The 13,790-nt window shown below is 64.2% G+C and carries 9 protein-coding genes; 1 reads left to right on the top strand and 8 read right to left on the bottom strand.

Annotated features, from left to right (window positions below):
• Positions 1 to 5 precede the first annotated feature (5 nt).
• Together O6W96_RS15595 and O6W96_RS15590 are read right to left on the bottom strand one after the other, a co-directional pair.
• Positions 6 to 3,263, bottom strand: coding sequence for a TonB-dependent receptor (locus tag O6W96_RS15595; RefSeq protein WP_353470416.1), 3,258 nt, complete (start codon positions 3,261 to 3,263; stop codon positions 6 to 8).
• A gap of 127 nt (positions 3,264 to 3,390) precedes the next feature.
• Positions 3,391 to 5,652, bottom strand: coding sequence for a beta-glucosidase family protein (locus tag O6W96_RS15590; RefSeq protein WP_353470415.1), 2,262 nt, complete (start codon positions 5,650 to 5,652; stop codon positions 3,391 to 3,393).
• A 359-nt stretch (positions 5,653 to 6,011) separates the two neighbouring features.
• Between O6W96_RS15590 and O6W96_RS15585 the strand changes: the two genes are divergently transcribed.
• On the top strand, positions 6,012 to 7,037 hold the full coding sequence (locus O6W96_RS15585) for a LacI family DNA-binding transcriptional regulator (RefSeq protein ID WP_353470414.1): 1,026 nt from the start codon (positions 6,012 to 6,014) through the stop codon (positions 7,035 to 7,037).
• A gap of 5 nt (positions 7,038 to 7,042) precedes the next feature.
• Here O6W96_RS15585 and O6W96_RS15580 read toward each other — a convergent pair whose 3' ends face one another.
• The 6 genes from O6W96_RS15580 to paoA all read right to left on the bottom strand — a co-directional run bounded on the left by O6W96_RS15580 (position 7,043) and on the right by paoA (position 13,785).
• The gene (locus tag O6W96_RS15580; protein ID WP_353470413.1) at positions 7,043 to 8,359 is read right to left on the bottom strand and encodes an MFS transporter; all 1,317 of its coding nucleotides are present in this window, start codon (positions 8,357 to 8,359) and stop codon (positions 7,043 to 7,045) included.
• Between the two features lie 261 nt (positions 8,360 to 8,620).
• Entirely contained in the window at positions 8,621 to 9,376 is a 756-nt protein-coding gene (locus O6W96_RS15575; RefSeq protein WP_353470412.1) for an SDR family NAD(P)-dependent oxidoreductase, read from the bottom strand.
• Positions 9,377 to 9,480: 104 nt separating this feature from the next.
• Positions 9,481 to 9,987 carry a (R)-mandelonitrile lyase gene (locus O6W96_RS15570; RefSeq protein ID WP_353470411.1) on the bottom strand — a complete coding sequence of 169 codons (507 nt, stop codon included), beginning with the start codon at positions 9,985 to 9,987 and terminating at the stop codon, positions 9,481 to 9,483.
• A gap of 11 nt (positions 9,988 to 9,998) precedes the next feature.
• Positions 9,999 to 12,209 (bottom strand): aldehyde oxidoreductase molybdenum-binding subunit PaoC, encoded by a 2,211-nt coding sequence (gene paoC, locus O6W96_RS15565; protein ID WP_353470410.1) that lies wholly within the window; start codon positions 12,207 to 12,209, stop codon positions 9,999 to 10,001.
• Complete coding sequence (locus O6W96_RS15560) at positions 12,206 to 13,156, bottom strand: FAD binding domain-containing protein (protein WP_353470409.1); 951 nt, start codon at positions 13,154 to 13,156, stop codon at positions 12,206 to 12,208. Before O6W96_RS15560 ends, paoC begins: the two co-directional genes overlap by 4 nt.
• The gene (paoA, locus tag O6W96_RS15555) at positions 13,153 to 13,785 is read right to left on the bottom strand and encodes an aldehyde dehydrogenase iron-sulfur subunit PaoA (RefSeq protein WP_353470579.1); all 633 of its coding nucleotides are present in this window, start codon (positions 13,783 to 13,785) and stop codon (positions 13,153 to 13,155) included. The genes O6W96_RS15560 and paoA overlap by 4 nt, the downstream gene beginning before the upstream one ends.
• Positions 13,786 to 13,790: the final 5 nt, after the last annotated feature.

Below are 13,790 nucleotides of genomic sequence, written 5' to 3'. Positions count from 1 at the left end.
CTGGGTCAGAAGCGGTATCGCGCACCGACCAGATACCTTGCGGACCCTTCCGACAGGTACCAGATGTTGCTCTTGTCGCGGCCGTAGGAGCGCACGCCCTCCTCGGTGATGTTGATCGCCTCGAACCCGAGCGCAAACCGGGAGGTGAGGTCGAAGTTCACCGAAAGATCGAGCTGACCGTAGGGCGCGGTGAACACCGGATTGCGATCCCCGCCGCGGTTGATGCCGCTGAGGAACTTGTCGCGCCAGTTGTACGACATGCGCGCCGAGATACCGTTCTTGTCGTAGATCAGCGTGGCGTTGGCGGTATCCGACAGACCGACCAGCGCGAACGTGTTCACGCTCGGATCGGCCGCGATGTCGATGCCGATGTTGCCACGGACCAGCGTATAGCTCGCTGCCACGCCGAAGCCCGTATCCCCGAGGAAATACTGCCCCGCGAGCTCGACGCCGTAGATATGCGCGTCCTGGTTGTTGATCGGCGTGTTCACCGCGAAGTTGAACAGCGGATCCTGCGCATTGGCGGTGATATCGTACTGGCCGAGGATCTGATCGACGAACCCCTGGTTCAACGCGCGGCTCTGCGTGTTGTAGTTGGCCGCGAACTGGGCGTTCGTCGTCGCGACGTTGCCCGCGTTCTGTTGCAGCAGCGCTGTGTAGGTGAACAGGTTCACGTCGGTGATATCGGCGTTGAACGTGCCGGCGAGTTGCTGACGTGCGGTACCCGAGCGCGTTCCGGCGGTGCCCGAAGTAGGATCGCGCAGACCGAACAGGTTGCGGTTGACCACCGTCTGACCGATGAAGTTATGGACCTTCTTGTTAAAGAAGCCCGCCGACAGGAAGACGTCCTTGCGCGGATACCATTCGAGCGAGACGTCGATGTTGTCCGACGACAGCGGATCGAGATCGGTGTTGTGCGCCGTGCCGGTGGCAATGCCACCGATCGCCGTCGGGCGGCCCGGACCGCTTACGTTGGTCGACGCGAACAGGTCGCCGTAACCAGCACGCGAAATCGTCTTGCTGTACGAAGCGCGGGCGAAGAGGTTATTGACCACCTCGAACTTGGCATCCACCGAGGGCAGCCAGTTGCTGTAACCGCCACGCGACGACAGCGTCTGCCGATCCGCGGTGTTCAACACGAAGAAGTCGTTGTCGGCCGTCCAGACGACCGCGGTCGGCACTGGCTGGAGCGATACCGCCCGCACCTTGGTGTTCTCGTACCGAACGCCGCCAACCAGCTGTGCGTTGTGATCGAACAGCTTGCCGTTCCAGGATCCCTGGACATAGCCCGACCAGATATTCTCGCGGACGCGATTGTCGTCGTTCGCGTCGATGTTGTCGGCGTGGTTCACGCCGTCGTTCGTCACGCCGAGATAATAGTCGTGCAGCGTATTGTAGAGCTTCGTCGCGTCCTGCGTGCGGAATGCCACCAGCGTGTTGGCGTCAGGATTTCCGTCGTTGTGCTCGAATTTGCACACGTTGCAGAACTGGAACACCTGACCGGGAGCAAGACGCGCGACGTCTGGCGGCAGCGAATTGCCCCAGTCACCCAGCACCTGGCGCGTGTTGTACTGCGTCTGGCGCGTATTCGTGGTCCGGTAATCGGCACCGGCGTCGAGCCGGAGCTGATCGTTCAACGCCCATCCGGCGTCGGCGCGCAGTTCCTTGACCCGCTGCGTCTGGTTGGACGCGAACTGCCGCTGCACCGCGCTCGACAGATCGCCGAGGTCGATCACGCCGTTGCCGTTGCCCTTGATGAAGGGCTGGCCGTTAGGCGTCGTGCTGACCGAACCGTCGTTGATCGCGATCGTCTGCTGCGGGAAGCCATTCTTGCCCAGCGTCAGCGAATGCGCGGCGACAACCGGCGCGTTGAAGGCGACCGTGGTCGACGTCTGGCCATTGGGATTGTCAGGCGAGCTGTCCGCGCGACCGATGTGGCCGTCGATCGCCAGCGAGAAGCGGTCGGTCGGCTTCCATTCGATGTTGCCGCCGAAATCGTACAACTTGTTCTTCTGCGCGCGATACGCCTGCTCGAACGCCTCGTCCTTCACGCCGTTGATCGATTCGGACAGGAAGCTCGTCGTCGCAATGCCGTTGCTCGCGTCGTCGAACGTAACCACGCCGAACGGGCGGTTGAACCAGTTGGACTGGGTCGAGCGACGCTCGGACTGACGCAACTGCGCGTAGAGGCCGTCCGCGGTGAAGGTCAGCGTGTCGGTGGGGCGGAATTGAATGACGCCCGACCCGTTGATGCGCTCGCGGCTCGCCTCGGAGAAGTGATAGCGCGAGTCGTTCGGCACGGAGACCAGGACATTGCTATTGGTCGGACGGTTGTTGATCACCGTCTGCGCGTTGACGAAGCCGTTGCCGGGATTCAGGAAATCGGTCAGCGACCGGATGTTCCAGTTGTCGGGTGCGACGCTGGAGAAGCTGAAGTTACGCTTCTGGTAGCTGCCGAACAGCGACACGCCGAAGCGTTGATTGGGATCGCTCCAGCTGGCGGTACCCGACACTTCGGGGGTTACCCGCGCACCACAGTCGAAGCAGTCGGACGAGCTGTTATCGTAGCTGCCCTTGACGCCGAGCGAGCCGAGCAGGCCCGTGTCCTTGGAGTCGAGCGGACGACGGCTGACGACGTTGACGGCCGCGCCAATGCCACCCGAGGGGATTGCAGCGCGGCCGGTCTTGTAGACCTCCAGCGTCTTCACGCCTTCGGAAGCGAGGTTGGAGAAGTCGAACGAACGACCAAAGCCGCCAGCGCCGTCGCCGCCCTGATCACCGCCCACCGCGACGATGTTCGATGTCGCGAGCTGACGCCCGTTAAGCGTGACGAGGTTGTACTGCGCGCCGAAGCCGCGAACCGTGACGGTGGAGCCTTCGCCGTTCCGGCGATCGATCGACACGCCGGTAATGCGCTGCAGCGACTCCGCGAGATTGGTGTTGGCGAACTTGCCGATGTCCTCCGCGCTGATCGCGTCGACGACACCGAATGAATCGCGCTTGATCGCAATCGACCGCTCAAGCGAAGCGCGGACGCCGGTAACGACGATTTCGTTCGGATCGCTGTCGGGCACGGCGTTGGTCGGACTTGCCTCTCCGGGCACCGTCGACGGGCTCGCGGTATCTGCCTGCGGCGTACCCTGCTGCGGGTCGACCGGCGCTGTTTGAGCGTTGACGGCGGTTGCCATCACAAGCCCGGCTGCGATACCGAGCACCGATGTCGAGCGCACGAGCGCGAGCGACAACTTCATCCCTTTGGTCATCCATTCCCCCTTTTAACCCGGTAGCCGCTCTTCTTGGCGGCTGCCCTGGTCGTAGTACATTTATCTGACGAAGCGCTTCGTATCGCAGCCGACATCGATGTCAACGCACCTTACCACGGTTGCGCACTCAGTGTGTCGCCAAGGACACACCTGCCACCGTTACGTCGTCGCTTGCCACTTCGCGCGTTGCGTCGGTTGCTATTGCCAAGTGGTAACGGCCTGCCGCCACCGCCCAGCCCTGCCCCGCGGCCCAACGGGCGAGAACGCGTGGATCGGCGGCCAGCGAGATCCGCGTTGTCTCGCCAGGCGCCAGCGTCACGCGGCGGAAGGCGGCTAGGCGCAGCGGTGTGCCGTCTGGCCCGGTCGCGTAGAGTTGCGGTACCGCGACTCCCGGCCGCGTCCCCGTATTGGTCACCGTGACGCTCGCGCCCGGTCGTGCACCCCCGATGAAACGGATGTCCCCGAAGCGGAACCGCGTGTAGCTTAGGCCGTAGCCGAACGGAAACAGGGGGCGGTCGCCTCGTGCCGCATACCAGCGGTAGCCGACATTCGCACCTTCACCGTACGGTACCGGATAGGGTGGCGCGACAGCGTCACCACTGCCTGCGTTGCTGGCGGCGTCCGACAGGGACGTCGTGCCCGCCGGCAGCACCGGCTTGGGTCGGGGCAGTTGCTCGATCGTGCGCGGGAAGCTGATCGGAAGGCGGCCGGAGGCATCGACATCCCCGAACACCACGCGCGCGATCGCCTCGCCGCCGCGTTGGCCTGGGTACCAGGCCTGTACGATGCCGGCGACGTCCGCGGCCCACGGCATCAGCACCGGCCCGCCCGTCTCCAAGACCACCACGCTTTTCGGATTGGCCTTGGCGACCGCGGAGATCAGCGCGTCCTGACCGTCGGGCAGCGACACCGACGAGTCCTGCGCCTCGGTCTGCCAATGCGTCGCGAATATGATCGCGACGTCTGCATCGCGCGCGGCGGCGGCCGCCGCGATGGGGTCGCTGCCGTCGACGAAGCGCACGTCGGCATTTGGCGCAGCAGCACGGATCGCTCGTAGCGGTGCGGAACTGTGATAGGTGATCCGCGCGAACGACGCTGCGGCGCCGTCCTTTAGCGGAATTTCGATCGGGACGCCGCCAACGGACCGCACCTGGCTCGACCCGCCGCCCGACAGGACGCCGACATCGGCATGCCCGCCGATCAGAACGATGCGCTTGGCGGTCTTGGCGAACGGCAGCACATTGCGTTCGTTCTTGAGCAGCACGATACCGGCTTCCGCGGCGCGCTGTGCGACTTCGGCATGTGCGGCGAAGTCGATCGGTTGCATCGCGGTCGGTGTCGGGTGGTCATAGAGACCGCTGGAGATGACACCGGTCAGAATGCGCTCGACCATCTCATCCAGACGCCGCGCGGGCACGCGGCCGGAAGTGACCGCATCGGCGAGCGGCCCGCCGAAATAGATCGCCTTGTCGAGTTCCTGCCCCGATTCCTGGTCGAGTCCGGCGAGGGCCGCCTTTTCCGTGGTATGGACGGCGCCCCAATCGCTCATCACGAAACCGGGATAGCGCCATTCGCTTCGCAGCACGTCGGTGAGAAGAAAGCGGTTCTCGCAAGCCCAGTCACCGCCGATCTTGTTGTAGGCGCACATCACCGATCCCGGCTTGCCACCGTCGATCGCAATCTTGAACGCGAGCAGGTCGCTCTCCCGCAGCGCCTTCTCGTCGATGCGCGCATCGAGTATCGTGCGACCGGTCTCCTGCGAATTGAGCGCGAAGTGCTTTACCGTCGACACGATGTTGTTCGTCTGCACGCCACGGATGGACTCGGCTGCCATCAGGCCGGCCAGCAGCGGATCTTCCCCCAGATACTCGAAGTTACGCCCATTCCAGGCGTCACGCGTCAAATTGACCCCGCCCGCAAGCAGCACGTTGAACGTCTTCGCCCGTGCCTCAGCACCGATCATCGCGCCTCCGGCAAACGCGATCGCCGGATCGAAGCTTGCCGCCGTCGCCAGGCTCGCGGGCAAAGCGGTGGCGGTGTCCCCTTTGCGTTGCTCGACCTGATTGGCCACGCCAAGGCTCGCATCGCTTTCCCGTAGCGTCGGGATGCCAAGCCGCGGGACCCCCGGCACATAGCCCGCCGAGGGGATCATGTCGGCATGGCGTTCCTTGGTCATCGGCGGGAAAAGGCCGTGGACGTATCGCAGCTTTTCCGCCCGGGTCATGGCCGAGACGAGCGCACGCGCGCGTTCGGCGGCCGGCAGGCGCGTATTGCGCCAAGGTGCCGCAGCGACAGAGCGCGCGATCTGGCGAGCGGGTTCGCGCGCGGACAGCGCAGCCGGAGCGGTCCCGCCGAGCAGAGAGATGGCGAGAACGAGCTTTAACGACATGATCGGTACTCCTGCGGAACGGCCTGCGCAGCGGGGCGCCACGAGACGATGCAACGCCGGAGACGGACGCCATCGTTCATGACGACCGGACCCGGTCTTCCTGAACTTCCCCCTCTCCGGTTAGTCTTCTTGACCGCGTGATCAGAATTTCCGACATCGATGTCAACCGATGTCAGTGACGGATCCGTCTGCCTAAGCCCCTGAGCTAAAAAATAAACGTGGTTCGATATGGTAGCTTACCGAGGTCCTCGTCCACTTCCGCCAGGCGCAGTACTGACGATACAAGGGCCAGACGATGGGATAGATATCGCCCGGTTGGCGGCCGAGCGACTGACCGTACTCGCGATGGGACACAGCGATTGAAGGCAATCACGATTACGGACGTCGCGCGTCGTGCAGGTGTTTCGCCGAAGACGGTGTCGCGCGTCATCAACGGCGAGGCGCATGTCCGCGCCGAGATCCGCGAGATCGTGACGCGCGTCGTTGCCGAGATGAACTATCGACCCAACGTCTTCGCCCGCGGGCTGTCGAGTTCGCGTTCGTTCCTGATCGGCCTGTTTTTCGACGATCCCGCCTCCAGCTATGCGTCCAGCATTCAGCGTGGCGCCCTGGAACGGGCGCGGGCGCGTGGCCGCCATCTGGTTATCGAACCCGTCACCTTCGACCGCTCGGACTGGCAGGAGCGGCTGGACGACACGCTGCTGGGTTTGCGACTGGACGGCGCGATCCTGACGTCGCCGATCTGTGATCGCACCGACTTGATCGAGGCGTTCGAACGGCATGACGTGCCGGTGGTCCGGATTGCCCCCGGGTCAGATCTCGATCGGACGCCGCAGGTGCGGATGGACGATCGGGCCGCGGCACGTAAGATGACCGAACATCTGCTGTCGCTGGGCCATCGCGACATCGCGTTCGTGCTCGGCAATCCTCAGCACAGCGCGACCGAGCGGCGCTGGCTTGGCTTCCAGGATGCCATGACGGCGGTCGGTCTGACGCCCGATCCTCGGCGTGTGATCCAGGGTGATTTCAAGTTCCGTTCGGGCCTGGAGGCTGCCGACGTCCTGTTCGGCGTCGATCCGCATCCGACCGCGGTCTTTGCGAGCAACGATGAAATGGCGCTGGGGGTGCTGGTCGCGGCGATGCGCAACCAGATTGCCGTGCCGCGATCGGTATCGATCGTCGGGTTCGACGATGCGGAGATCGCGCGCATGGCGTGGCCGCAGATGACGACCATCCATCAGCCGAATTTCGAAATGGGGGCAGCCGCGATCGACATGCTGATAGATCGCAGGACCGGGGCTGCCACGACCGAAGGCGTGATCTGCCGTGAATTGCCGTTCGAACTCATCGTACGATCCACCTGCATGCCGCGGATACAATCCTGAACCAGTCAGGACCTCGGTCGTTCGCACTCACCATCACCATCGCCGACCAGCAGCGGCAGCACGCCCGACAACAGGGTGATGGCGGCCATGATCGCTAGCGCCGCGGCGAAGCCATGAGCGGGTCGAACGCCCCAGGCCAGTATCGGTGCAACGATCTGGGGAATGGTATTGGCAAGGTTGAGAATGCCGAGGTCCCGTCCTCGTTTTCCGCCAGCAGGCAGCAGCAGCATCGCGTGCCCGGTATTGAGCGCGATGAAGACGGCCACGCCGGTCGCGAAGGCGACATAGGCGATCGCGCCCATCGTCCACGATTGCACCAGCGCCATGCTGACCAGACCTAACGTCGCGAGTAACGCCGTACCGGCCAGGAACGGCTTGCGCTGCCCTACCTCATCCGACCAGCGGCCGAGCACGATGGCGATCGGAACTGGAACAAGCGTGCCGACGAACAGCAGGCGGGCTACCGACACCGCCATCCCGCTCCGCCCGCCATGCAGGTCTTTCAAGTAGAAGAAGAGATAGAGGCCGACACCGCTGCTCGCGACCTGCATGAGCAATCGCGCCGTCCAGGTTATTGCCAGGCGGCGGCGCATCGCCGTTCGGCCTCTCGTCGCTGTTTCTACGCGCACGATGTCGGGGGGCGCTACGACAAGCAGCGGGAGGATACAGCCCGCCATCACCATCGCGACGATGGCCAAGCACCATTCCTCGGTCGTTGCGGCAGCGACGATGAGCGCTGTCGCTCCCGCCGCCAGCGGATTGCCCAGCGTCAGTAACGCTGCGGCGGTTCCTTTCTGATCAGACGGGACCTCGTCGGAAATGATCGCGCCCACCTGGGCCACCACGATATTCACCGCAATTTGAAATATTATGATCGCCGCGACGATCTCCAACGCACCGCGCGCGGCATGGAAGATAGCGAAGGAAACCATTGTTGCGATCACGCCCGCCAGCAGCAAGCCGCGCCTTCCACGGCCTCGTGCGACCAACCAGTCTCCGAGCCATCCGAACGCGATGTTCGCTAGTCCGGCGGCGACCGCGCCGGTGATGCCACAGGCGGCAAGGACGTCATAGCGGGCCGCCTCCGAAAACCTCTCCAGCCGCATCGGCAGCAACAACGTCAGCAACGGGGCATAGCCGACGACACCGCCCGCAGCGGCAAGTCCGTAAAGCGACAGGCGCGGTGCCGGTAAACGGTCGTTCGTTGACGTAGCACGTTGCACGCCGGCGTTGTGCGAGGTCGCTGACGCGATGTCCAGCGGCGCGGACACTGCGGCAGGTCGACGTTGCGGCCTCACCAAACCCGGACGCTTTGTCATCATAGTCGGCTGCTTAGTGACGTCGTTTAAATGTCGTCATGAGCGCCGTTAGCGCCGCCCGAGCTAGACGCGTATCGAAGTTATGGATTGTCGATAGCCATCCGGACTAGCCATCAGGAAACGATGACGCTGCGCTTAACGCCCTCTATCGCTGCAAGTGTGTAGCTGACGTTGCCGATCAGCATGGTGCGGTCGTCGTTACGCGAACCGTCCGGTACGTAGCTGTCGGCTTTGGAGGTGTTCGCACAGACCCTCCTCGCATAGTCAAAGCGACCAGCCGCCATCTACGGAGATTGCTGCGCCCGTGACAAATCCACCAAGGTCCGCACTCATCCAGAGCACTGCGTCGGCGATCTCCTCTGGCTTACCCAGACGACCAACCGGTTCAAGATCGATAGCCTTCTGGATGTCGCCGCCAGTGAAACGATCCATCATCGGCGTTTCGATATTGCCCGGCAGGATCGCGTTCACGCGGATATTCTGCTTGGCATAGTCGAGAGCAGCAGATTTCGTCAGGCCGATGATGGCGTGCTTGGAGGCTGCGTAGGAAGCACCACCCGCGACGCCTCGGACACCGGCCCCCGACGACGTGTTGATGATCACACCGCTGCCTTGCCGTACCATCTGCGCCAGCTCGTGTTTCATGCAGAGGAACGTGCCACGCAGATTGATGTCGATGATGCGGTCCCACTCGGCGAGTTCGATCTCGGCAACAGGCGCCGCCTTGTTCTCGACTCCAGCATTGTTGAAGGCGATGTCGAGCCGGCCGAACGTCTCGACCACCCGTCCGATCGCCGCCGCGACCTGCTCCGGCTTCGACACGTCGCAGGCCATGACCAAGACCTGTGCGCCCGCGTTCCTCACGGCATCGGCGGTCTCTAAAAGCGCCTCCTCGGTAAGATCGAGGATTGCGACGCGAGCCCCCTCGGTGGCGAAGGCGACAGCCGTCGCACGACCGATGCCGCTGGCCGCGCCGGTGACGAACGCGACCTTGTCGGAGAAACGATGGATATTGGGCATGAGAGGGCCTCTTGGTTTCAAGCGGGTGGACGGGTGTCGATCAGTCCGGCGGCGACGGCACGCCACGGCGATGCCGCGCGGTCAGATCAACGTGCGGTACGCGATCACTCTGTACCGAGCGGCGCCAGATACTCCTCGTCCGTGACCTTCTCCATCCAGGTTACCGGCGAGCCGTCGACCGACTCCTGGATGGCGACATGGGTCATGCCTTGGTGCGGCGTCGCGCCGTGCCAGTGCTTGTGCTCGGCGGGGCACCACAGAATGTCGCCCGCGTTGAACTCCAGCTTCGGGCCATCGGCGAGTTGCGTCCAGCCTACCCCCTCGGTGACGATAAGCGTCTGGCCGGCGGGGTGCGTGTGCCAGGCGGTCCGGGCGCCGGGCTCGAAGTGGACGATAGCACCGGAGATGCGAGACGGTTCGTCGCGCTGGAACTGACCGGTGATCGTGACCTTGCCGGTGAAATACTCGTCCGGTCCGTCGACGGTTTTCATGTCTGTTTTGCGTGCGATGGTCATGTCGGAAATTCCTTTTTGGGCTTGAGCAGCGCTGACGAGCAACATCAGCGCGAGAAGCGTGCCGAACTGCAGCAGGGATGCTGCACGGATTGGCATTAATTGGCCGATCACGTCAGCGCCGGCAGCGCGTCGAGATGCTTCTCCAGCGTGATCGGATATTCGCGCACGCGCACGCCGGTGGCGTTGTAGATAGCGTTGGCGATTGCCGGCGCGACCCCGGTCAAGCCCAGTTCGCCGACGCCCTTGGCCTTTACCGGCGAGATCGTCGGATCGACCTCGTCGATGAAAAAGGCATCGAGATGCGGAATGTCGGCGTGCACCGGTACCTCGTAGCCGGCGAGATCGTGGTTCACGAAGAACCCGAAGCGCTTGTCGATCACCATGTCCTCCATCAGCGCGGCACCGACTCCCATGACCATCCCGCCGATCACTTGGCTACGCGCAGTCTTGGCATTGAGGATGCGTCCTGCGGCGCAGACCGCGAGCATGCGCCGCACCCGGACCTCGCCGGTATAGGCGTCGACCGCGACCTCGACGAAATGCGCCCCGAAGGTCTGCTGCTGGAACTGATCGGCGAGCTTGGCGAACTCCATCCGGTCCTCGACCACGATCTCGCCATCCCTGGCCGCGTCGGCGAGCTTCACCGAACGGTTGCCGCTGCGCACCTGCCCATCGGCAAAGTCGACGTCGGCGGTGTTGAAGCCGAGCCGCTGAGCGACGGTTTCGCGCAGCTTCATGCACGCCGCATAGACGCCGGCGGTCACGGAAGGCGCACCCTGCTGACCACCCGAGCCCGGCGTTTCGGGAAATGTGGAGTCGCCGAGTTTGACCACGATGCGGTCGGGCGCGACGCCCATCATCTCGGCTGCGGTCTGCTGGATGACGGTGTAGCTGCCGGTGCCGATGTCCGTCATGTCGGTCTCGATCGTCACGACGCCGTGCCGGTCGAGCCGCGCACGCGCGCCGGCCTTGGCAATCTTGCCGCCACGGATCGCTCCGGCCATTCCGATACCGATCAGCCAATGCCCTTCACGAACCGCACCGGGCTTGCTCTGACGCTTGTCCCAGCCGAAGCGTTCCGCGCCCTCCCGCAGGCAGCGGACAAAGGCACGAGTCGAGAAGGGCTTGTCGGGATTTTCAGGATCGACCTGTGTATCGTTCACGACGCGCAACTCGATCGGATCCATCTTCAGCTTTTCCGCGAGTTCGTCCATCGCGACCTCCAGCGCCATCAGCCCCGGCGCCTCGCCCGGCGCGCGCATCGCGTTGCCCTCGGCCAGGTCGAGCGTGGCCAGCCGCATCCGCGTCAGCCGGTTCGCGCCCGCATATAGCGTCCGCGTCGAGGTGACGGTCGGCTCGGTCCGCCCACCGACAAGGTTGCCCGACAGGCTGTCGTGCCCGATCGCGGTCAACCGGCCGTCATGGCCCGCCCCCAGCCGGACACGCTGGATCGTCCTGGGCCGGTGAATCGTGGTGTTGAACATGATCGGCCGCTGCAGCGCGATCTTCACCGGACGCTTGACTACGCGCGCCGCGATCGCCGCCAGCGCCAGATCGATCTGCACGGTCCCCTTACCGCCGAAGCCGCCACCGATGTAGGGCGAGATCAGGTGGACGTTCTGCTTGGGGATACCCAGGATCAGCCCGAGGTCGCGCGTTCCCCAGTTCATCTGCTGGATCGACGTCCAGCACGTCACGCGGTCGCCGTCCCACTTTGCGATCGAGGCATGCGGCTCCATCATCGCATGCGCTTGGTCGGGCACCGTGTAAGTCTCGTCGACCTTGAACGCCGCCGCGGCGAACGCCTTGGCGAAGTCGCCAAGCTGCTTCTCGTTGGGGCCGCCAAACTCGCCCTCAGGCGGAACCGGGGCAGTGGCGTTCTGCGCGGCCAGATCGAACCGCCCCGCCGCCCGCTGATAGGCGACCCGCACCAGTGCCGCCGCTGCGCGAGCCTGTTCGAAGGTCTCTGCAACGACGACGGCTACCGGCTGATGATAATGGTCGACCTCCGGCGCGGCGAGCATCTTCTGGACGTAGAATTTGCCGACCCCTGGCTTGCCGGCATTCAGATATGTGACGACCCCGACCACGCCGGGCGCGCGCTCGGCGTCGCGCGTATCGATCGTCGTGATGCTGCCCTTGGCGATCGCGGCGCCGAGAATGTAGCCGTACGCAAAACCGGGCGCGACGTCGTGCCATTCATAGGCATAGGTCGCCGTGCCGGTCGTCTTCAGATGCCCCTCGTAGCGATCGAGTGGCTTGCCGAGAACCTTCATTTGGTCGGTCGGATTGGCGCCTGCTGGTGTATCGAAGATCATGGCTTCACCTCTGCGAGCACCGCCGCGAGGGTGCGCGTGGCGAGTGGGATCTTGAATGCATTGTCGTCGGTCGGCCGCGCGCCGGCGAAGACCGCTTTAGACATCGCGCTCGCGCCATGTGGCATCGCCGCCTCCGCGGCTTCGACGCGCCACGGCCGATGCGCGACACCACCGAACGCTGCGCGTCCGCTGCCGTCGCGTTGTACGATGGCGGCGACCGATACGAGTGCGAACGCGTAGGATGCACGGTCACGCACCTTGCGGTAGACGTGCGTACCCCCGACCGGACGCGGCAACGTGACCGCGGTGATGAGCTCGCCGTGGTCGAGCACGTTATCGCGCTCGGGCGTATTGCCCGGCAGCGTATGGAAGCTGCCGATCGGGATGGATCTCGTCGTGCCATCCGCCCTCACCGTCTCGACGGTGGCATCGAGCACGCGCATCGCAACGGCCATGTCGCCGGGATAGGTTGCGATACAGGCGTCACTCGATCCGATGACCGCGAGTTGGCGCGAATAGCCACCGATCGCCGCGCACCCCGACCCGGGCTTGCGCTTATTGCAGGGCTGGTTGGTGTCGTAGAAATACGGGCAGCGCGTCCGCTGGAGCAGGTTGCCCGCGGTCGTCGCCTTGTTCCGCAACTGGCCTGATGCCCCTGCGACGATGGCGCGGCTGAGTACGCCATAGTCGCGCCGCACCCGCGCGTCGCTCGCCAACGCGGTGTTGCTGACAAACGCCCCGATACGCAACCCATCGGCGTCGGTCGGTTCGATCCGGTCGAGCTTCAAGTCCTGCACGTCGACCAGATGCGTCGGCGTCTCGATCTCGAGCTTCATCAGATCGAGCAGGTTGGTACCGCCTGCGAGAAACCGCGCACCTGGATTGCTCGCGACCATTCCAGCCGCCTCGGCAGACGTCATGGCCCGCTCATATGTGAAGCTTCTCATGTGCGCGCTCCTGCGACATCGGCCATCGCCTCGGCGATGTTTGAATAGGCACCGCAGCGGCAGATGTTGCCGCTCATCCGTTCGCGCATTTCGGCACCGGTCGCCTGCGGCGCTGCCATCAGATCGGCTTGCGCATGGCTGGGTATGCCACGCCTGATCTCCTCCAGCACGGATATCGCAGAACAGATCTGGCCCGGCGTGCAGTAACCGCATTGGTACCCGTCATGCTTCACGAAGGCGGCCTGCATCGGATGCAGGCGCTCGGGCGTGCCGAGGCCTTCGATCGTGGTCACGGCATCACCGTCATGCTGGACTGCGAGGCTGAGGCAGGCGTTGATCCGCTCGCCGTTGACGATAACCGTGCAGGCCCCGCACTGCCCGTGATCACAGCCTTTCTTGGTACCGGTCAGAAGCAGATGTTCGCGAAGTGCATCGAGCAAGGTCGTGCGCGGGTCGAGGGTCAATGCCCGAGACGTGCCGTTCACCTTCAGGGCGACCTTGTACGTCGGCGCGACGTCAACAACCTCCGCGGCTTCCGCCGTTTCGCTCACGATGGAGGATACTGCGGCAGTTGTCGCGCTACTCATCAGCATCTCCCTCCGCGACAGGTGAAAAGTCTCACTGGCCATCGGCA

The organism is Sphingomonas faeni (assembly GCF_040407495.1).
Classification (GTDB): domain Bacteria; phylum Pseudomonadota; class Alphaproteobacteria; order Sphingomonadales; family Sphingomonadaceae; genus Sphingomonas; species Sphingomonas faeni_D.
The sequence above is the reverse complement of the archived record's forward strand: the minus strand, read 5'-3'. Positions and strand labels throughout refer to the sequence as shown.

Bases quoted from the DNA above. Each gene is read 5' to 3' on its own strand.
- paoA (WP_353470579.1), bottom strand. From the start codon at position 13,785: ATGGCCAGTGAGACTTTTCACCTGTCGCGGAGGGAGATGCTGATGAGT.
- O6W96_RS15580 (WP_353470413.1), bottom strand. From the start codon at position 8,359: ATGATGACAAAGCGTCCGGGTTTGGTGAGGCCGCAACGTCGACCTGCC.
- O6W96_RS15590 (WP_353470415.1), bottom strand. From the start codon at position 5,652: ATGTCGTTAAAGCTCGTTCTCGCCATCTCTCTGCTCGGCGGGACCGCT.
- paoC (WP_353470410.1), bottom strand. From the start codon at position 12,209: ATGATCTTCGATACACCAGCAGGCGCCAATCCGACCGACCAAATGAAG.
- O6W96_RS15560 (WP_353470409.1), bottom strand. From the start codon at position 13,156: ATGAGAAGCTTCACATATGAGCGGGCCATGACGTCTGCCGAGGCGGCT.
- O6W96_RS15595 (WP_353470416.1), bottom strand. From the start codon at position 3,263: ATGACCAAAGGGATGAAGTTGTCGCTCGCGCTCGTGCGCTCGACATCG.
- O6W96_RS15575 (WP_353470412.1), bottom strand. From the start codon at position 9,376: ATGCCCAATATCCATCGTTTCTCCGACAAGGTCGCGTTCGTCACCGGC.
- O6W96_RS15570 (WP_353470411.1), bottom strand. From the start codon at position 9,987: ATGCCAATCCGTGCAGCATCCCTGCTGCAGTTCGGCACGCTTCTCGCG.